Origin of the sequence: Vibrio hepatarius, from assembly GCF_011806575.1 — a bacterium.
Lineage (GTDB): Bacteria > Pseudomonadota > Gammaproteobacteria > Enterobacterales > Vibrionaceae > Vibrio > Vibrio hepatarius_A.
Genome location: NZ_JAATOO010000009.1, coordinates 191,978 through 211,389, shown reverse-complemented (window position 1 = coordinate 211,389; position 19,412 = coordinate 191,978). Strand labels below are relative to the sequence as shown.

Sequence of the window (19,412 nt, the reverse complement as noted above, 5' to 3'; positions counted from 1 at the left end):
AATTTCGGTAAGTCTTGACCTTGGTTGACCAGCTCCGCGCCTTTCTCGGTCAGTACCACGTTGCCGTTACCGTCCAGAGCGTAATGGGTCGTGTCGCTTAAGGTGACGTTGACGGTATCGCCGTCTTCATCGAACGTCGTAAACGTTGCGACCACGCTGCCCGCTTTGGCGCCGTTGTCTTCCACAAAGTTGTTCGCCTGAGTAATCGTCAGCTCAGGGGCGTCGTTGACTGACGTCACCGATGGATCGTGCGATTGCGCCTCGCCGCTCACCTTGCCGTCATCTGGCGTTAAGGTGAATTTCGGTAAGTCTTGACCTTGGTTGACCAGCTCCGCGCCTTTCTCGGTCAGCACCACGTTGCCGTTACCGTCGAGGGCGTAGTGAACTTCATCACTGAGTATAACCGTGACTTCATCACCTTCTTTATCAAAAGTTGTGAACGTAGCAACTACATCCCCTGCAGACGTCTGATCTTCAGTGAAATCATTGACGTTAGTAATCGTTAATTCAGGCGCGTCATTCACCGCAGTCACGCCTACATTAACTGTGATTTCGTCAGTGCCGCCTTTGCCGTCGGATACGATTACAGTGAAAGAGTCTTCACCGTTAAAATCTGGGTCTGGTGTGTATGTCCAAGTGCCGTCTTCATTCACGACAACTGAACCATTGGTTGGAGTTTCGCCTGCTGTATAGGTTAGAGAATCGCCATCACTGTCAGTTGCAATAATTCGGCCATCAAGTTCTTCATCTTCTAATGTCGTTAACGCGAGATCTTGACCGATTGGGCTTGAGTTGACTTCAACCGCTGTCGAACCTTGTCTTAGCAGTTGGTATTGTTCTAGCAGAGATAGACTTTGTGTTTCTGATAGGCCTAAATTTGCAAAACCCTCTGTCGAGAAGTCGGTAGATACGACGACTTCCGCCGAGTTACGCTCGATTGTTCCAAGCTGGGTAGAACTTGAACTCAATTGTCCACCAGCAGCAGTGGCAAAATCTTCACCTAACTGTGTTGGGTCAGCGCCTTCTTCTAATGCTGCGAAGATATCTTCCAGCTCTGCAGTTAGATCTTGAGACTGGCCATTATCTTGGGCTAGTTCAGCTTCTATAGACGCATCATCGTTTAGTTGCTGTAAGACAACTTCGCCAGGTTTAGGCTCTTCACCTTCAAGCAACACTCGAACTAGACCATTTGCATCCACTACAACTTTTTGTCTACTAGCTAGATTAACTAGCGCAACATATGTACCAATACCCATAATTCTGCCTCTAACCCTTAACAACTAAATCGCAATACAGCGTGCGACAATTTTTTGGCAATTTATATATTCAGTTACCTTATAAAATAACATTATTAATAGTTACTCAAAACTGTTATTTATCTCATCAACACCTTTAGATCTCAACTTTTTGAACTAATTATGTAAAAGTTGGTGTATATGACAGCTCAATCCCCCCATGAATTAATAAGATAGTACTAGTTCACGATTTTTTACATTCGCTCATTCAGTATTTTTTTGTGACCAAATGTCATAAGCACAATTTATTTAATTCCGTTAGTGTTATTATTCAAACGGTGTTATTTTATTGACACTAACAATGATACCGCCTCAGAAATGAGACTAAACATTGCGTAATATCCATCGCATAAATATATCGCTTAGGAGAGTTTTGAGTGAATTGGAACAAGTTGAAAGCTTTAAGCTGTGCTATCACACTTAGTTTTCCAGCCTATAGTCAGACACTAGAACAAGCTGTTGCACATAGCATTACCCACAACCCAAGCATTAAAGCGTCTTATAACGAATTTAAGAGTAAAGTTTATAGCTCACAGGCTTCTTCTGGTGCTTACTTACCAAAAATCGACCTAGATGCGGGCATTGGTTATGAGAATGTCGATTTGGCTTCAGGTATAGACAATTCGTTGACCAGAAAGGAAGCAACTCTGTCTCTGACTCAGCTGATTTGGGACGGTTCTTCAACACTAAACGATATGGATCGCACCGCCGCGGAAGCGGAATCGGTGCGTTTGCAGCTATTGTCAGACGCCCAAGACATTGCTTTGGAAGTCTCTAAAATCTATTTAGATGTGGTTAAAGCGGCTGAAGTGCTCGCGTTGTCTGAAGCAAATCTCGCTGTCCACAAGAACATCCATCGAGATATCAAAAGACGAGTCGAATCGGGTATTGGCTCTACCGCCGACCTCACTCAAGTAGAAGCGCGTTTAGCAAAAGCAAACGGTAACCTTCTAGCGGCTCAAAACAACCTTTACGATTCGCAAACTCAGTTTATGCGTCTTGTTGGTCAGGCACCACAGGACTTAGTCTTCCCTCGCGCAGACAAAAACGCGATTCCAGCCAGCATTGATGAAGCACTCAAACGCGCTTTCGATAATCACCCAGTGATTAAAGTCGCACAAAGTGACGTCGACTCCGCGCGTTTCCAATACAAGCAAAGCAAAGGCACTAACCTGCCAACTTTCTCATTTGAAGCAAATCAAACTTGGCGTGAAGATTCTGGCGGTATTGAAGGTAGCAGTGACGAATTTTCGGCGATGCTGAGAATGCGATACAACCTCTACAACGGCGGTTCCGATGCCGACCGTTCAGAAAGCATGGTTTACCAGTTAAACAAAGCAAAAGATTTACGTGACCGTACTTTCCGTACATTAGAAGAAGGGTTGCGTCTTTCTTGGAGCGCTCTCGATCTCACGCTGCAACAAAAGGCGTTCTTGGCGGAGCATGTCGATGCGGCGTCATCAACGGTTATTGCATACAACAAGCAGTACAAGTTGGGAAAACGTACCCTACTTGACCTTTTGAACACAGAAAACGAGTTGTTTGAGGCGCGTAAAGGTTACCTAGACGCAAAATACGCAGAGCAATACGCGAAATACCGTGTACTCAACGCGACGGGTGGACTGTTAGACGCACTGCGTGTCGATACCCCAGAAGCTTGGAATGAGGCTGTAGAGTATTAATATGAATAAGTTATTTTTCTCATTGCTATTAGGAGCGATTGTCGCTTGCTCCCCTTCGTTTGCCGAAGATGAATACGACTACGTCGCTACACCAGTTCCAGAACAGATTGCAGACCTAGAAGACCAAGACGATGACGGCGTCATTAACGCACGTGATTTATGTCCAGACACGCAACTGGGTGCAGAAGTCGACAATGACGGCTGCGGGACGTACATCAAATCGTCTGACAAGATGAATCTGCACATTTTGTTTGCTAATGACTCTAGCCAAATTCATTCTGTGTTTATGAAGCAGATCCATGAAATGTCTCGCTTCCTAAAGGCATACCCTTCAACATCAATTGAACTGCGCGGATACGCAAGTAAAGTCGGCCGTGCTAACTACAATATGGCGCTTTCGAAACGCAGAGCAGAAGCGGTTGAAAAACAGTTACTCAACTATGGCATCGAGCCAAGACGCGTCACTATTGTTGGCTATGGTGACACCAATGTCGAAGGCATTGTAGATGACGAGTCCACACATGCCAGCAACCGGAAAGTTGTCGCTACCGTAGTCGGCTACAAAGGACATGTTAAGGAAGAGTGGACAATCTTCACCAAAATACCAAATTTATAATGACTTAAAGGGGCGATTAAGCCCCTTTTTATTTTGCTTTGCCGTCATCAGTGCTACTCTAGTGGCGATACTAATCAAGAGACAAATGTAATGAGTAAATTAACTTCAGACATTCAAGCAAACTTAGATCTGTTCGTTGCTGAAACGAAGAAAAACAGCCTAGTTTGGGGCCTTCGCAACGAAGAAGGATGGCTATCATGCGATTCGACTGAGTTCGAAAACAGCGAAGTGATGCCTTTTTGGTCTGCTAAAGAAGACGCACAGGCTCATAACGTTGAAGAATGGGCTGATTTTGAAGTACTAGAAATCCCGTTAGATATCTTTGTGGAAGACTGGTTACTGACTCTTTCTGAAGACGGCGTCTTAGTGGGCACGAACTGGAATGCTCAGCTTGAAGGTAAAGAAGTTGAACCTAGTGATCTAGCAAAGATGTACCTAGACTAACTTGATTCAGAGCGCTCACTTGGGCGCTCTTCTTATTGTGACGTCCAACACTACCCACCTCTCAATTTCCTCATCTCCAACTTACTACTTGTTGCGCATTACACACTTCTCTCTAGAATGTAGACAAACTGAATTAACATCACACTATGAAACGTCTATATACACGGTTAGCTCTAATAGCATTGTCGACAATGCCCTTCTTTCTCCACGCTCAAGATGACTTGAGCAGTTGGAAAGAAACCTACCATGAGATCCTTGCTCAAAGCGATCAAAAAGCGCTAGCCATGCTTCAAGACCGTTACAATGTGTTGCCTCCAGGTATTGAAAAACTCTATATCAGCTCAAAGATTCATGCCTTTATGACCCTCCGCGGTCAGCCTTACTATGGTAATAAGTTAACTTATCATTCTGAATATTCCGAGATTGAACAGACGTTTATCAAAGCGTTAAACCAAGAAGAAGCACTTAATTACGACGCAGCTAAAGCTGCGTATTTATCCCTGCTAAAACGTTCGGTGATTGCTGAACAAGTTGAAGCTCAGGTGTTATTTGAATATCAGTTATGTCGGCTTCTTAATCGCCAAGGCCAGTTTCTTCAAGCAAGACTGTATTGCTCTTCACTGAACGACCACGTGAAATCACGTGATTTCAGCATCCTGCCGCGCTACAAGGCGCTAAGAGTGATTGCAAACAACTACGAGTTCAGTGGTGACTACCACAACGCACTCATCGCCTATCAAGACTATCTTGCAACGATCCCAGCGTACGCGGATCCATCTGGGGTATACAACGATGCAGGCCTGTTGCTGAAAAATATCGGCAATATTCAACTAGCAAAAGAATACCTTACCATTGCAATTAAACTGCGTGATAACGGCGCGTCTCCGCTAGAGTTGGCCCAATCACACCATAGCATGGGTGATATTCTACTCAGCGATAAAGACTACCAGGGTGCCATCTATCATTTCAAAAGGACTGAAGACATTCTGCAACCTTTTGGCTATACCTATGGCCTAACATATGCGTATTTGGGGCTAGGAAAAGCTAATGTTGGGCTTGGTAATTTTGGCGTTGGAAACCATTTTTTACTAGACGCGCTTGAAAAAGCCTCTGAGCAGAAGAATGACCACATTCGCGGCGAAATATACCTAGCACTGGCTGAGTCGCACCAACTGCAAAACAATTTTATTCTCGCAGAGGACTTCGCTAACAACGCCAGTAAGCTTGCAGAGGTCATTAATAGCGCCCCACTAAGAGGTAAAGCACTACAACGCCTCGCCGATATTGCAGAGCAGCGCGGTCAATTTCAAAAGGCATTACGGTACTACCAAGAGTATTTTGACAGTGAGCTAGCTAAACGCAGTAAGCAGAACCAATCAGCGTACTTGGCACTGGACAACGAAAGGCAAAACTACACCGAACAACTGCAACGCTCTCAACTACTTGAAAAAAATCGGCAACAAAGTGAAGAAATAAAGCGCTTGGTTACATTTCAAGAGTTTCTCTACTTCGTGATTGCTTTGCTCGTTGTCGTGCTGTATGGATCATTTTTCTTTAAACGCAAAGCGATGATTAACGCAGAAAAAGACCTCTTAACCGGCGCATGGAACAGAGCGGCTGCGATTAGAAACATACGAAAGCTACCGAGAACGGATGCACCAAACCTACATTACGTGGTTATATTACTCGATTTAGATGATTTCAAACGCATCAATGATAACTATGGTCACCCTACCGGCGACTTAGCGCTCAGGCATTTAGCAGAAATCATCAACGCACATAGCTCACATGGTGATATTTTTGGCCGACTCGGTGGCGAAGAGTTTGTCATTGTGTTGAAGAATGTCGATGAACTCGACGTAAAAGAGCGTGTTGAGGATTTACACAACGCAATTGGAAGTATGAGCTTTGAAGCAGAAAACCATGAGAAGCTCAACATAACAGCAAGCCTCTCATACCTTTCCACTAACAAGTCATTAGCGGACTTTGACGAGCTCTACTCGATTTTGGATCAAGCACTCTATCAAGTAAAAATGAACGGTAAGAACAGCACGATTGATGCGTTCAATGAACCGATTATTTTGCCGAAGACTGCTTACGCACCAACTCAGCCATAACGGCTTCACGGTCAGCAAGGTAGTCGTTTAAGCCTACTTTGCGTAACTCACAAGACGGACAGTCACCACAGCCATCACCGATGATGCCGTTGTAACAAGTGAGTGTTTTTTCACGTACCAGTTGCAACGCATCGTTTTGGTCGGCAAGCGCCCAAGTTTCCGCTTTGTTCAGCCACATTAATGGCGTTTCGATAACCAGTTCACGGTCCATTCCCTGCACCAACGCAGTATTCATCGCTTTAACAAACGCATCTCGGCAGTCTGGATAACCAGAAAAGTCCGTTTCGCACACGCCAGTAATTACGCTTTGCGCGCCGATTTGGTACGCATAGATACCCGCAAGTGTCAGAAATAGAATGTTACGCCCAGGGACAAATGAGTTTGGCAAGCCGTTTTCCTGTAATTCATGAGAAACCGGAATATCGTCGCGCGTTAGAGAGCTGATCGCCAACTCATTCAACAGACCGACATCCATCACTTTATGTGCAGTGATGCCTAACTCTTTTGCTAAGCTTTGCGCAACTTCAATTTCTAGCTTATGACGCTGACCGTAATCAAATGTGATGGCGTGGACCTCATCAAACTCTTTTAACGCTTTAACAAGGCAGGTAGTTGAATCCTGACCACCACTAAATACAACGACGGCTTTTCTCATGATAGGTTCCTTTATGCGATGCTGAGGTATTTGTGTGTTTGGATTGAAAGACGCCAGTTTCGTTTCACGCAGACATCAATACACAGCTGGGTTGCTCGCGGCTTTTGGCTGATAGGTTGAAGCGCAATCGTCGTTTGTGATGACACCTCTGCGCGTGACAATAGCTCATCCAGTTGCTCGATGTCTTTCTCTGTCGCCACGGGATGTTTGATCTCATTGGCGCGCTGTAGTGCTGAGTCCAACACTGGCAACTTGCCTTTCATTGCCACTTTTGGTGACACTGTCACCCATGTAGATTCCGTCGCCAGCACTTCTGACGTACCACTGGTCTCGATCTGACACTGACAACCAATCGCTTCAAACGCACGTGTCAGTGGAATTAAGTCATAAATACAAGGCTCACCGCCAGTGATCACAATGTGTTTCGCGGTGTAAGCTTGTTTTTGGTATTCATTAACGATTGCTTCTGCCGATGCACTACACCAAGTCGGTGAGTCTTCAGTTTTGAGAATGATCTCGCCAAAGTGACGTTCGTCTTCCACAAGCGTTTCCCAAGTTTGCTTCGTGTCGCACCACGCACAGCCAACCGGACATTCTTGCAGCCGAACAAACACTGAAGGAACACCAGTAAACACCCCTTCCCCTTGGATAGTTTCGAACATTTCGTTAACTTTATACAACTTACTCTCAGCCTGACTCGTCGTCAAAATTTCACAGGGTCGTGACGATAAAGGAGTGACTAAAGAAGGTCAACTAATTCATAAATTGATCATTGTGCTACGACCCTTTATGCTGCTTTTTTTCTTTGTTTTTGAATCAAGTCATTTAGGTAAGTTATGTACAAGTTAATCGCACTAGACATGGACGGCACTTTGCTGACCAGCGACAAGCGCATCAGTGAAAGAACCAAGCAAGCCATTCACGCCGCTCGCGAGAAAGGCGTTAAGGTCGTTTTAGCGTCGGGCCGCCCTCTTGAAGGTATTCAACCAAAACTAGATGAGTTATCGATAACCGGAGAAAACGAGTTTGTTGTCTCTTTTAACGGCTCAGTAGTCAAAGAGCTTGGCAGCAATAAAGTCATTCACCAAGCCACCATCACAGGTCTTCAAACCAAACGTGTAGCGCATCTGGCAAAAGAGCTTGGGCTTTACTGCCACGCATTCAGTACTAAGCATGGTCTTATCACGCCAGAAAACAACGAGTACACGCGTATTGAATCTGATATCAACCAGGTCCCAACCACTGAAATGAACTTTGGTTCACTTAGCGATGATGACAAAATCATTAAAGTTATGATTGTCGGTGAGCCAGAGAAACTGACTGCTCAGATTGCGAATATTCCTCAAACGTTTAAAGAAGAGTTTACCGTCGTACAAAGTGCGCCGTTTTTCCTTGAGTTCCTAAGCTTAGACAGCAACAAAGGCATCGGCATCCAATCTATTGCGGAATACTTAGGTATCGCAGCAAGTGAAGTGATCTGCATGGGCGATGCAGAAAACGATCACCACATGTTGGAGTACGCAGGTTTAGGTATTGCCATGGCCAACGCGATGGAAGAAACCAAAGCGCTTGCCGACTACGTTACTGACAGCAACAACGAAGACGGTGTGGCTAAAGCGATTGAAAAGTTTGTGCTTCAAGCTGAATAAGAAAATGGAGGCCTTGGCCTCCACTTCTTATACGTAATGATTACTGGTTGTGCTTACTTGACTCACCTTGCGGAATCCATTCACAAACAAAGTAATCAACAATGGATAACGCAACATCTCAAGCGCGAAACTCAAGATTGAACTGTGAGAGACAAGCGATGCAGCGCTCGACACTGCAACATTCGCAGCAAAAATCACTATGATGAGTAGCAGCATATTGCTTGGCGAAACCCACTTTTCTTCATCACTGGTCGAATACAGTACAACCGCTACCGAAGCAATCGCAGTAAACCAGCATCCCAAAATGGCGCTCGGCCAAAGCAGTATCATCACACCGCAAAATATCAACAAAGCCAGCCACACTTGTTTGGATGAGAACAGGTGCAACGATTTAAACGCTGGATTATTTTCCAAACGAGAAATGTGCCAAGCACAAAGTGAGCCAAGCAACGCGCCGCTGATCACATCAACTAAAAATGCCGAGCCCGTGTAAAACTTAGCTAACCCCAACCACAAGAACAGTGCTGAAAACAACAATGTATAGCTATGACCAGACAATCTGCGCTCTTTCTTCAAAACTAACAGTCCGACCGCTAGCCATATCGCGGCTGGCACACTTGGAAAACTGTACCCGTAGGTTTGAACCAGCTCAACCGCAGGCAAATAAACGTGAGGGCGTGGAAACGCAAACCCTTGCTGAGCCGCCAAACTCATCAATGCAGTAACAGTCGCAGCAAAAAAGATTTTGAACGCACTCGCACGGCCATAACGCATATACGCAAGTGGTAACAATATGATGAGCAGTAAAGGCTCGGCCAGTAAATTGCCGCCCATGATAAACCAACGACTTAGTGTTCTTAACGAATCGGGCAACTCATGGATCGTGCTTTGTAACCAAATCATCCAATCCAGTTCCACCTGATTGAATGTAGGTGCAGCTTCAACAAGATTACCCACATAAGTGATCGGCTGGTTGCTTGCTTCAGTTTGCATCTGTTTGAGCCAATCAACCTGCTCTGGGAAGCGGTATTCCTCCACAGGAATACTTCTCGGATTAACCAACATTGCCGAGGAGACTTCCACCCCGTAATGCGGCGCAAACCAAACGGGCAACTCTAAGCCATCGTACACATTGTTGAACTGAAAAGAGACAATATGAGAGTCCGATACACAATCGTAAAAAATCGCGTCATCATAACGGCCGAGTTCGCGCTTAACGCTCACCACCAAACCGGTTTCTTCCCAGGTTTCACGCTGAGCGGTTATTGCAGGGTCTTCCCCTGGCTCAACCCTCCCGCCGGGCAATGCAAGCTTTTTGGTGAGTATTTCGTGTACTAGTACTACTTTGTCGTCAACACGAACGACGCACACGCCGCCTTTAATCGCTTCCTGATCTGTCTGAGCATAAGCACTGGTCGCCACAAAACTAAAGAGGACAAAAATCAACTGACTGAATAAATTTAGGTATGGATTCATTTTACTTTTTAACCACGGGCTTTCTTAACCAGTTAATGTGCTTCTCAAATCCAAATCGCTGATAAAATTGGTTAGCGGGTTGATTAAATTCCCACACTTCAACGAACACTTCTACCACGCCGTATTCTTCAAAACGCTGTTCTATTTGAGCACACAACTGCTGCGCGACGCCCGATTTTCTGTAATCCGGGAGCACATACAACTCATCAATACTGCCCATTTGAATCGGTTTGCTTACCGTAGAAATCAGTTCGCAGAAATGTCCGCTAATAAACCCGCAAATTTGATCTTGTTCGCAGGCAACAAACACTAAACATTCTGGGTTATCGAGATAACGAGCAATACTCTTTTCCTGCTCGATCTCTTCTGCGGTCTTAAAGTAATCAGAGCACTGTTTATGATGCTCATCGTGAAGCAGGAACATTAATTGGTTCAACTGTTCCAAGTCACGGTCATTTGCGGCTCTTATCGTCAGCGGGCGGTGCATGGCTATAGGGGGTATTTTTTTAGGAAAATTAGGTAATAGTGTGATGGTTTCACTTGTAATGATCAACAAAAAAGCCCCCAGTATAGGAGGCTTGTCGGTTTAGATTCCATCTTTAGAGGTTAAGAGTTCAGAATTTTCTGAATTTCATCCAAACTGCTTGGGTCATCAATAGTCGATGGGACGGTGTATTGCTCGCCGTCGGCTATCTGACGAATGGTTCTACGTAGGATTTTTCCGGATCGCGTCTTAGGTAAGCGTTCTACCACCAGTGCATGCTTAAAACACGCCACTGCACCGATTTCTTGACGCACTTTTCCAACTAACTCACCTTCTAATTCGTGCGCATCGATCTTCACGCCGTCTTTCAATACCACAAAACCGAGCGGCAACTGACCTTTTAAATCATCGTGAATACCGACTACAGCACACTCTGCGATCGCCGGATGTCCGCCGACGATCTCTTCCATTTCACCGGTCGACAAACGGTGACCCGCGACGTTAATCACATCATCAATGCGACCCATGATGAACAGATAACCATCTTCATCCAAGTAACCACCGTCACCGGAAACATAGTAACCCGGGAACTGACTTAAATAACCCGACTCGAAACGGTCATGGTTGCGCCAAACCGTCGGCAAGCAGCTAGGTGGTAGCGGACGTTTCAACGCGACAAAACCCTGTTGGTTCGGCCCTACCGATTCCCCCATCTCGTTCAAGATTTCCACTTGATAACCCGGAATGGGTTTGGTCGATGACCCAGCTTTCACTGGCATTAATTCAACGCCCACAGGGTTACCTGAGATAGCCCAACCTGTCTCGGTTTGCCACCAATGGTCAATCACCGGTTTGTTCGCTTTGCTTTGTACCCATTCCAACGTTGGTGGGTCTAGGCGTTCACCAGCCATAAAAATGGTTTTGAGTTTAGACAAATCGTACTTTTTAAGGAACTCGCCTTCTGGATCTTCTTTCTTGATGGCGCGGAACGCCGTCGGCGCAGAGAAAAGTACATCCACAGAGTACTCTTCACAAACGCGCCAGAATGCACCTGGATTAGGCGTTCTCACGGGTTTGCCTTCATACAGAATCGTTGTGCAGCCGTGAATAAGCGGCGCGTAGACAATGTAGGAGTGCCCTACCACCCAACCAACATCAGATGCAGCCCAGAACACGCCATCTTGCGGCATGTTGTAAATCGTGTGCATCGAGTATTTCATCGCGACGGCATGACCACCGTTGTCACGAACTACGCCTTTTGGCTTACCAGTAGTGCCAGAGGTATACAAGATATACAGCGGATCTGTCGCCAGCACAGGAACACACGCATGTGGCAAAGCGTTGTCATACGCTTGTTGCCAATCGATATCGCGCTCTTGGCCGAGTTCCGCTTCACATTCAGGGCGCTGCAGAACAAATACGCTTTCTGGCTTCCAGCGACTGTCCATAATCGCCTTATCAACCATTGGCTTGTATGGGATTATCTTATTGATCTCCACACCACATGACGCGGTCATGATCACTTTTGGCTCAGCATCTTCGATACGCACCGCCAGTTCGTTTGGCGCAAAACCACCGAATACAACCGAGTGAATCGCACCTAATCGGGCACAGGCAAACATTGCCATCGCCGCTTCTGGGATCATCGGCATGTAAATAACCACGCGATCGCCTTTGGTCACGCCTTGCGCCGCCAGCATGCCAGCGATTTTAGCGACTTGGTCACGCATCTCATAGTAGGTATAGGTACGTTTGGTGTCCGTCACTGGCGAGTCATAGATCAGCGCCGTTTTGTCTCCACGGCCCTGTTCACAATGATAATCGAGTGCCAACCACGAGGTATTCAACACGCCATCTGGGAACCAGCGCTCGATACCATTCTCGTCCTTTTGCAAAATGGTTTTTGGTGCTTCAAACCAATCGATGTTTTCAGCTTGAGCTTTCCAGAATGACTCAGGTTCATTCTGTGCCCATTGGTATTCTTTTTGATATGCAGACATATTGCTTCCTCCAGTATGTCTTGACATTGCATAGATGCAGCTTACGAAATGTTCTATTCAAAGACATCGGAGGGAACACGCACAAAGCCCTCCATCAATATACGAGCGCTTCGACTCATAATGGCTTTTTCAACCACCCAACCGTTATCGGTATTATTGGCTTTGGCTCCGACTTTTAACGTCCCTGACGGATGACCAAAGGTGATCGATTCTTTCTCACCGCCACCCGCGGCTAAGTTGACTAACGTGCCCGGCACACAAGCTGCAGAGGCAATCGCGACTGCGGCTGTACCCATCATCGCGTGGTGCAACTTACCCATTGAAAGCGCTCGAACTAGGATATCGACTTCGCTTTCCTCAACGGGTTTGCCGCTCGACGACAGATAGCTTTTCGGTTTAGATACAAACGCGACTTTCGGTGTGTGTTGACGCGTTTCGGCTTGTTCCAAACGTTCAATCAAACCCATTTTCAACGCACCGTAGGCGCGGATGGTTTCAAACTTCGCCAATGCTTGCTCGTCATTATTGATGTCATCTTGCAATTCAGTGCCTTGATAGCCAATCGCTTCTGCATCAATAAAAATGGTCGGAATACCTGCGTTAATCAATGTCGCGTTAAATGTGCCAATCCCCGGGACTTCAAGATCATCCACTAGATTACCCGTTGGGAACATGCTTCCGTCACCATCCGCTGGGTCCATAAAGTCGACTTGAATTTCCGCGGCGGGAAAGGTCACACCATCGAGCTCAAACTCACCCGTTTCCTGCACAAAGCCGTTCACAATAGGCACATGAACCAGAATCGTTTTACTGATATTCACTTGCCATACTTTGACCGTCACTATGCCGTTTTGCGGAATACGTTCTGCTGGAATTAAGCCAGCATGGATAGCAAATGGTCCGATCGCCGCCGACAAGTTTCCGCAGTTGCCACTCCAATCGACAAACGGTTTATCGATAGACACTTGGCCAAACAGATAATCCACATCATGATCCGGTTGCGTACTTTTCGACACAATCACCGTTTTGCTGGTGCTCGATGTCGCTGCGCCCATTCCATCAATCTGCTTGCCGTATGGATCGGGGCTGCCGATAACGCGCATCAACAATTTGTCAAGCGCATCGCCGGCAGCCTGAGCTTCTGTCGGTAAGTCTTGTAAGCTAAAAAAGACGCCCTTACTGGTGCCACCACGCATGTAGGTGGCTGGCACTTTGATTTGGCTTTGAGTTGCTTGATTCATTGCGACTCTCCCTACTGCGCCAAGAAATCTTGAGCAAAGCGCTGTAGAACACCGCCAGCATTGTAGACAAGTACTTCATCAGCAGTATCGAGTCGGCATGTCACTGGCACATCGACTTTCTCCCCGTTTGCACGAGTGATAACAAGTGCCAAATCTGTACCTGGCTGAATATCACCGACAACGTCGTAGGTTTCGGTGCCATCGAGCTCAAGCGTTTTACGGTTTACACCGTCTTTGAACTGCAGCGGCAATACACCCATACCAACCAAGTTAGTACGGTGAATACGTTCAAAACCTTCGGCAACGATGGCTTCTACCCCAGCCAAACGTACACCTTTTGCTGCCCAGTCACGCGATGAACCTTGGCCGTAGTCTGCACCCGCAACCACAATCAACGGCTGCTTGCGATTCATGTAGGTTTCAATTGCTTCCCACATGCGCGTCACTTTACCTTCTGGCTCAATACGAGCGTAAGAGCCCTGCACGACTTCGCCGTTTTCCTTGACCATTTCGTTAAACAGTTTTGGGTTAGCAAAGGTCGCACGCTGCGCAGTTAGGTGGTCACCTCGGTGGGTCGCGTAAGAGTTAAAGTCTTCTTCCGGCACACCCATTTTCGCTAAGTATTCACCCGCAGCGCTGCTCGCCATAATCGCATTTGAAGGCGATAAGTGGTCGGTGGTGATGTTGTCACCCAAGACTGCTAATGGACGCATACCTGATAAGGTTCGCTCGCCCGCCAAGGCCCCTTCCCAATACGGCGGACGGCGAATATAAGTACTCATTGGACGCCAGTCATAAAGCGGATTGCTGTTACGCTCGGCATCATCGAGTTTGAACATTTGAATGTAGATTTGGTTAAACTGCTCAGGTTTAACGTGCTTACCGACCACTTCATCGATCTCTTCGTCAGTCGGCCACAAATCATTGAGGTAAATAAGATTACCTTGCGCATCTTTGCCCAGCGCATCACGCTCGATATCAAAGCGAATAGTCCCCGCTAGAGCATAAGCTACCACCAATGGTGGCGATGCTAAGAAGGCTTGTTTCGCGTATGGATGGATTCGACCGTCAAAGTTACGGTTGCCTGACAATACCGCCGTCGCGTAAAGGTCGCGGTCAATGATCTCTTGCTGGATCTTCGGATCCAACGCACCGCTCATGCCGTTACAGGTAGTACACGCATAAGCGACAATGCCGAAACCAAGCTTCTCAAGCTCAGGAAGTAGACCCGCTTCTTCAAGGTATAACTTGGCGACTTTTGAACCCGGCGCAAATGACGATTTCACCCAAGGTTTACGCACAAGGCCAAGCTCGTTGGCTTTCTTCGCCACCAAACCAGCGGCAACAACGTTACGTGGGTTACTGGTGTTAGTACAGGACGTGATCGCCGCAATGATGACCGCGCCGTCTGGCAATTCGCCTTCTTTTTCTTCAAACTGACCCGAAATGCCACGCGCCGCCAGCTCTGAGGTTGGCAAACGGCGGTGTGGATTTGAAGGACCCGCCATATTGCGCGTCACAGACGATAAATCAAATTCAAGTACACGCTCGTATTGCGCTTCGACCATGTCGTCTGCCCATAAGCCAGTTTGCTTGGCGTACTTCTCTACCAAGTCAACTTGCTGCTCTTCACGACCAGTCAGTTTTAGATAGTTGATGGTCTGCTCATCAATGTAGAACATCCCAGCCGTAGCGCCATATTCAGGTGTCATGTTAGAGATCGTCGCGCGGTCACCAATGGTTAGGTCTTTCGCGCCTTCGCCAAAGAACTCAAGGTACGACGACACAACACGCTCATTACGCAAAAACTCGGTAATCGCCAGAACGATATCTGTGGCAGTAATGCCAGGCTGACGTTTACCGGTTAATTTCACACCGACAATATCCGGCAGGCGCATCATTGAAGGACGGCCCAGCATCACGGTTTCAGCTTCCAAACCACCGACACCAATTGCAATCACACCAAGCGCGTCAACGTGTGGCGTGTGGCTGTCTGTACCCACACAGGTATCAGGGTAAGCGATGCCTTGCTTTGCCTGTACCACTGGAGACATCTTCTCCAAGTTAATCTGGTGCATGATGCCGTTGCCCGCTGGAATCACGCTGACGTTTTCAAACGCGGTTTTACACCACTCGATAAAATGGAAGCGATCTTCGTTGCGACGTTCTTCAATCGCACGGTTTTTCTCAAACGCATCGGGATCAAAACCAGCGTGTTCAACCGCCAACGAGTGGTCAACAATCAGTTGTGTTTCCACCACAGGATTGACTTTAGCTGGGTCACCGCCTTGCTCGGCAATCGCGTCACGCAGGCCAGCGAGATCCACCAGCGCAGTCTGACCAAGAATGTCATGACACACGACGCGCGCAGGATACCAAGGAAAATCGAGGTCTCGCTTGCGTTCAATAATTTGCTTGAGCGAATCCGTTAACACGGATGGTTCGCAGCGACGAACTAGCTGTTCAGCCAGCACTTTAGAGGTGTACGGGAGCTTGTCGTAAGCACCCGGCGAAATTTCTTCGACAGCTTCTCGGGCATCAAAATAATCAAGATGGGTTCCCGGAAGCGATTTGCGGTATTGAGTATTTATAGTCATGATTTTGCTTCCACTCACAATATACAGCGGCTCTGACGACCTCTGGTGTGAGGTCGTCAGCATGTGGCATTTGCCTATCGTTTTTCGATTGGAACCCAATCTTGGTGATCCGGACCAACGTAGTCCGCACTCGGGCGGATAATGCGATTGTTCGCGCGTTGCTCATAGACGTGTGCAGCCCAACCCGTCAAACGACTCATCACAAAGATTGGCGTGAACAGCTTAGTTGGAATGTCCATGAAGTGGTAAGCGGACGCATGGAAGAAATCGGCGTTACAGAACAAGCCTTTCTCGCGCTTCATTACCGCTTCAACACGTTCAGAGACTGCGTACAGATGGGTATCACCCACCGCTTCAGATAGCTCTTTCGACCAACGTTTGATCAGTGCGTTACGCGGGTCACTTTCTCGATAGATAGCGTGGCCAAAGCCCATGATCTTGTCTTTGTTTGCCAGCATCTGCATGATGTTTTCTTCTGCTTCGTCTGGGGTCATCCAGTTCTCGATCATTTCCATCGCCGCTTCGTTCGCACCACCGTGCAGAGGGCCACGTAGCGTACCGATTGCACCGGTAATGCAAGAATGGATATCAGACAAGGTTGACGCACATACCCTAGCGGTAAAGGTAGAGGCATTGAACTCGTGCTCAGCATACAGAATCAGTGAACAGTGCATCACTTTCTTATGCAGTTCACTTGGCGCTTTGTCGGTCAGCATTTTTAGGAAGTAGCCACCGATACAATCTTGCGATTGGTCTTCGGTATCAATACGTACGCCATCGTGGCTGAAGCGGTACCAGTAACAGATGATCGCCGGGAAGAGCGCCAACATGCGCTCCGTGGCATCAAGCTGCTCAGAGAAGTCCATCTCTTGTTCTAGGTTACCAAGCACTGAACAGCCCGTACGCATCACATCCATTGGATGAGCACTTGCTGGAATAAGCTCTAGCGCTTGTTTAAGCTCTGCTGGCAGGCCGCGCAGCCCAACAAGTCGAGTCTTGTACGAATCTAACTCTTGCTGATTTGGCAGATGACCGCGCAGCAATAAGTGTGCAACTTCTTCAAACTGAGCGTTGTTTGCAAGGTCTGTAATATCGTAGCCACGATAAGTTAGGCCTGTTCCTGTTTTGCCGACAGTACATAAAGCGGTGCTTCCAGCGCTTTGGCCGCGTAGGCCTGCGCCACCTAATTCTTTGCTAGGCATTTCGAACTCCTTTTCAGTCTGGCTGCTCTCTTTATGGAGCTTTTATTGACCAGACAAATTTCACGTTATTGGATTGAATGATTCCGATTTTTTCTTGGGCTTCCGTCTCTTTCCCCGCTATTTTCCTTCAGAGAATAGCTGGTCAAGTTTGTCTTCGTAGTCGTGGTAATTCAGGTGCGCATAAAGCTCTTTGCGTGTCTGCATGGAGTCTACAACCGCTTCCTGATTACCTACTTCAAGCAGATGCTTGTAAACCATTTCTGCGGCTTTGTTCATCGCGCGGAACGCACTCAATGGGTAAAGCACCATATCCACTTTCGCTTTTGCCAGTTCTTCACAGCCGTAAAGCGGCGTTGCACCAAACTCAGTGATGTTTGCCAAGATTGGTACGTGCTTACCGGTCGCTTGTTGCAGCGCAGTAGAGAATTGATCGTATTGCTCAAGCTTAGTCATCGCTTCTGGGAAGATCATGTCTGCACCCGCTTCCACACACGCAATCGCACGTTCAATCGCGCTATCGATGCCTTCAACCGCTAACGCGTCGGTACGCGCCATAATCACGAAGCTCTCATCGTTACGGGCATCCACCGCCGCTTTGACGCGGTCAACCATCTCTTGCTGGCTGACAATCGCTTTGTTTGGGCGGTGACCACAACGTTTTTGCGCCACTTGGTCTTCCATGTGAACCGCAGCAGCACCCGCTTTCTCCATCGATTTAATCGTGCGTGCAATGTTGAAAGCGCCACCAAAGCCAGTATCGATATCCACTAGCAAAGGCAGATCACACGCGTTGGTAATACGGTCAACGTCAACCAGCACGTCGTTCAGTGTGGTGATACCCAGATCAGGTAAACCGTAAGAAGCGTTCGCAATGCCGCCACCTGATAGGTAAATCGCTTGGTGACCTAAGTTCTTCGCCATCATGGCGCAGTAAGGGTTAACCGTACCGACAATTTGCAGCGGATCATTTTGCTCAATGGCGAGTCTGAATTTCGCCCCCGGAGATAAACTCATGACACTTTCCTTCTAGTCATTTTCGGCAATCAGTATTTGTTGCTCTATCAAACTGCGACTGCCCGAAATGTGGCGTCGCATCAGCATTTCTGCCAACTCCTCATCTCGGTTCTCAATCGCTTGTAGAATAAATTTATGCTCGTTTAGCGCTTCTTTTGGTCTCGATTGAGAACGTGGCGATTGGTAACGATACATACGTAATAAGTGGTAAAGCTCATTGCACAACAGTGAAATCAGCTTACTGTTGCGGCTGGCTTTGATAATGCGGTAGTGAAAATCAAAATCACCGTGCTGGTGAAAGTAAGAAGAACCTTCGACTTCTTCGATATGGTTTGAATGTGTCGACAATAAGTGTTTTAGACCAATCAGCTCTTCTTCGGTGATGTGGCGCGCCGCTAATCTCGCAGCCATGCCTTCAAGTGCTTCTCGAACCGCGTAAAGTTCGATCAGTTTTTCTGGTGAGAATGTAATCACGCGAGCACCAACGTGCGGGATTCGCTCAATAAGGCTCAACCCTTCTAGGCGCATAATCGCTTCACGCAAAGGGCCACGGCTCACCTGATAACGCTTTGCCAGCTCTGGCTCGGAGATCTTACTCCCTGGTGCGATTTCTCCACTCACAATCGCTTCAACCAAAGACTCTGTAAGTGTCTCTGATTTGGTATTTTCTTTTTCGCTGTTTACCGCTTTAAGACGAGTTTTAACTTCAACGTTCATATACAAATCACTCGTTTCACAACACTCAAAGTGTCTACAATCTAATCTCTAGAACTTAAAATAGACCATTAAAGTGTCGACAATCAAGTAAAGTGTCGACAATTTAGACTAAGGTATGAGAAAAATTGAGTATAGCGGAGGCGCAATCGCAATTTGCTCCGTCGTATTGAGTGATTCCGTCGTCAGCAAACACGTTTAAAAAGCGCGTAGTTGAAACTACTCA

General features: G+C 47.1%; 16 protein-coding genes. 5 read left to right on the top strand and 11 right to left on the bottom strand.

Annotated features, from left to right (window positions below; genetic code table 11):
• A partial coding sequence (locus tag HCZ42_RS09740) for an Ig-like domain-containing protein (RefSeq protein WP_167420513.1) occupies nucleotides 1–1,256 on the bottom strand: 1,256 nt, incomplete at its 3' end.
• A 416-nt stretch (nucleotides 1,257–1,672) separates the two neighbouring features.
• On the opposite strand from HCZ42_RS09740, the gene HCZ42_RS09735 reads away from it, so the two are divergent.
• From HCZ42_RS09735 to HCZ42_RS09720, 4 genes are all read left to right on the top strand, one after another.
• A complete protein-coding gene (locus HCZ42_RS09735) occupies nucleotides 1,673–2,977 on the top strand; it encodes a TolC family outer membrane protein (RefSeq protein WP_167420512.1) in 1,305 nt (434 codons plus the stop codon).
• A gap of 1 nt (nucleotide 2,978) precedes the next feature.
• Nucleotides 2,979–3,593 carry an OmpA family protein gene (locus HCZ42_RS09730; RefSeq protein WP_167420511.1) on the top strand — a complete coding sequence of 205 codons (615 nt, stop codon included), beginning with the start codon at nucleotides 2,979–2,981 and terminating at the stop codon, nucleotides 3,591–3,593.
• A gap of 90 nt (nucleotides 3,594–3,683) precedes the next feature.
• A complete protein-coding gene (locus HCZ42_RS09725) occupies nucleotides 3,684–4,037 on the top strand; it encodes a DUF2750 domain-containing protein (protein ID WP_053410518.1) in 354 nt (117 codons plus the stop codon).
• A gap of 191 nt (nucleotides 4,038–4,228) precedes the next feature.
• Nucleotides 4,229–6,154 carry a tetratricopeptide repeat-containing diguanylate cyclase gene (locus HCZ42_RS09720; RefSeq protein ID WP_254868926.1) on the top strand — a complete coding sequence of 642 codons (1,926 nt, stop codon included), beginning with the start codon at nucleotides 4,229–4,231 and terminating at the stop codon, nucleotides 6,152–6,154.
• On the opposite strand, the gene queC is transcribed toward HCZ42_RS09720, so the two are convergent.
• Together queC and queE are read right to left on the bottom strand one after the other, a co-directional pair.
• Nucleotides 6,114–6,809 (bottom strand): 7-cyano-7-deazaguanine synthase QueC, encoded by a 696-nt coding sequence (gene queC / locus HCZ42_RS09715; protein WP_167420509.1) that lies wholly within the window; start codon nucleotides 6,807–6,809, stop codon nucleotides 6,114–6,116. The two genes, HCZ42_RS09720 and queC, sit on opposite strands and share 41 nt — an antisense overlap.
• Before the next feature lie 11 nt (nucleotides 6,810–6,820).
• On the bottom strand, nucleotides 6,821–7,471 hold the full coding sequence (gene queE / locus HCZ42_RS09710; RefSeq protein ID WP_167420508.1) for a 7-carboxy-7-deazaguanine synthase QueE: 651 nt from the start codon (nucleotides 7,469–7,471) through the stop codon (nucleotides 6,821–6,823).
• A gap of 174 nt (nucleotides 7,472–7,645) precedes the next feature.
• Between queE and HCZ42_RS09705 the strand changes: the two genes are divergently transcribed.
• Entirely contained in the window at nucleotides 7,646–8,458 is an 813-nt protein-coding gene (locus HCZ42_RS09705; RefSeq protein WP_167420507.1) for a Cof-type HAD-IIB family hydrolase, read from the top strand.
• 27 nt (nucleotides 8,459–8,485) lie between these two features.
• Here the strand turns inward: HCZ42_RS09705 and HCZ42_RS09700 are convergent, their stop codons facing one another.
• The 8 genes from HCZ42_RS09700 to HCZ42_RS09665 form a co-directional block, all read right to left on the bottom strand.
• On the bottom strand, nucleotides 8,486–9,934 hold the full coding sequence (locus HCZ42_RS09700) for a bifunctional NUDIX hydrolase/phosphatase PAP2 family protein (RefSeq protein WP_167420506.1): 1,449 nt from the start codon (nucleotides 9,932–9,934) through the stop codon (nucleotides 8,486–8,488).
• Between the two features lies 1 nt (nucleotide 9,935).
• Nucleotides 9,936–10,421, bottom strand: a complete 486-nt coding sequence (locus HCZ42_RS09695; RefSeq protein WP_167420524.1) for a GNAT family N-acetyltransferase — start codon at nucleotides 10,419–10,421, stop codon at nucleotides 9,936–9,938.
• A 119-nt stretch (nucleotides 10,422–10,540) separates the two neighbouring features.
• Nucleotides 10,541–12,418 carry a propionyl-CoA synthetase gene (locus tag HCZ42_RS09690; protein WP_167420505.1) on the bottom strand — a complete coding sequence of 626 codons (1,878 nt, stop codon included), beginning with the start codon at nucleotides 12,416–12,418 and terminating at the stop codon, nucleotides 10,541–10,543.
• A gap of 53 nt (nucleotides 12,419–12,471) precedes the next feature.
• Complete coding sequence (gene prpF / locus HCZ42_RS09685) at nucleotides 12,472–13,659, bottom strand: 2-methylaconitate cis-trans isomerase PrpF (RefSeq protein WP_167420504.1); 1,188 nt, start codon at nucleotides 13,657–13,659, stop codon at nucleotides 12,472–12,474.
• A gap of 11 nt (nucleotides 13,660–13,670) precedes the next feature.
• Nucleotides 13,671–16,256 carry a Fe/S-dependent 2-methylisocitrate dehydratase AcnD gene (gene acnD, locus HCZ42_RS09680; RefSeq protein ID WP_167420503.1) on the bottom strand — a complete coding sequence of 862 codons (2,586 nt, stop codon included), beginning with the start codon at nucleotides 16,254–16,256 and terminating at the stop codon, nucleotides 13,671–13,673.
• A 74-nt stretch (nucleotides 16,257–16,330) separates the two neighbouring features.
• Complete coding sequence (prpC, locus tag HCZ42_RS09675; RefSeq protein ID WP_167420502.1) at nucleotides 16,331–17,458, bottom strand: bifunctional 2-methylcitrate synthase/citrate synthase; 1,128 nt, start codon at nucleotides 17,456–17,458, stop codon at nucleotides 16,331–16,333.
• 117 nt (nucleotides 17,459–17,575) lie between these two features.
• Entirely contained in the window at nucleotides 17,576–18,472 is an 897-nt protein-coding gene (gene prpB, locus HCZ42_RS09670; RefSeq protein WP_167420501.1) for a methylisocitrate lyase, read from the bottom strand.
• 12 nt (nucleotides 18,473–18,484) lie between these two features.
• Nucleotides 18,485–19,189 carry a GntR family transcriptional regulator gene (locus HCZ42_RS09665; protein WP_167420500.1) on the bottom strand — a complete coding sequence of 235 codons (705 nt, stop codon included), beginning with the start codon at nucleotides 19,187–19,189 and terminating at the stop codon, nucleotides 18,485–18,487.
• Nucleotides 19,190–19,412 lie beyond the last annotated feature (223 nt).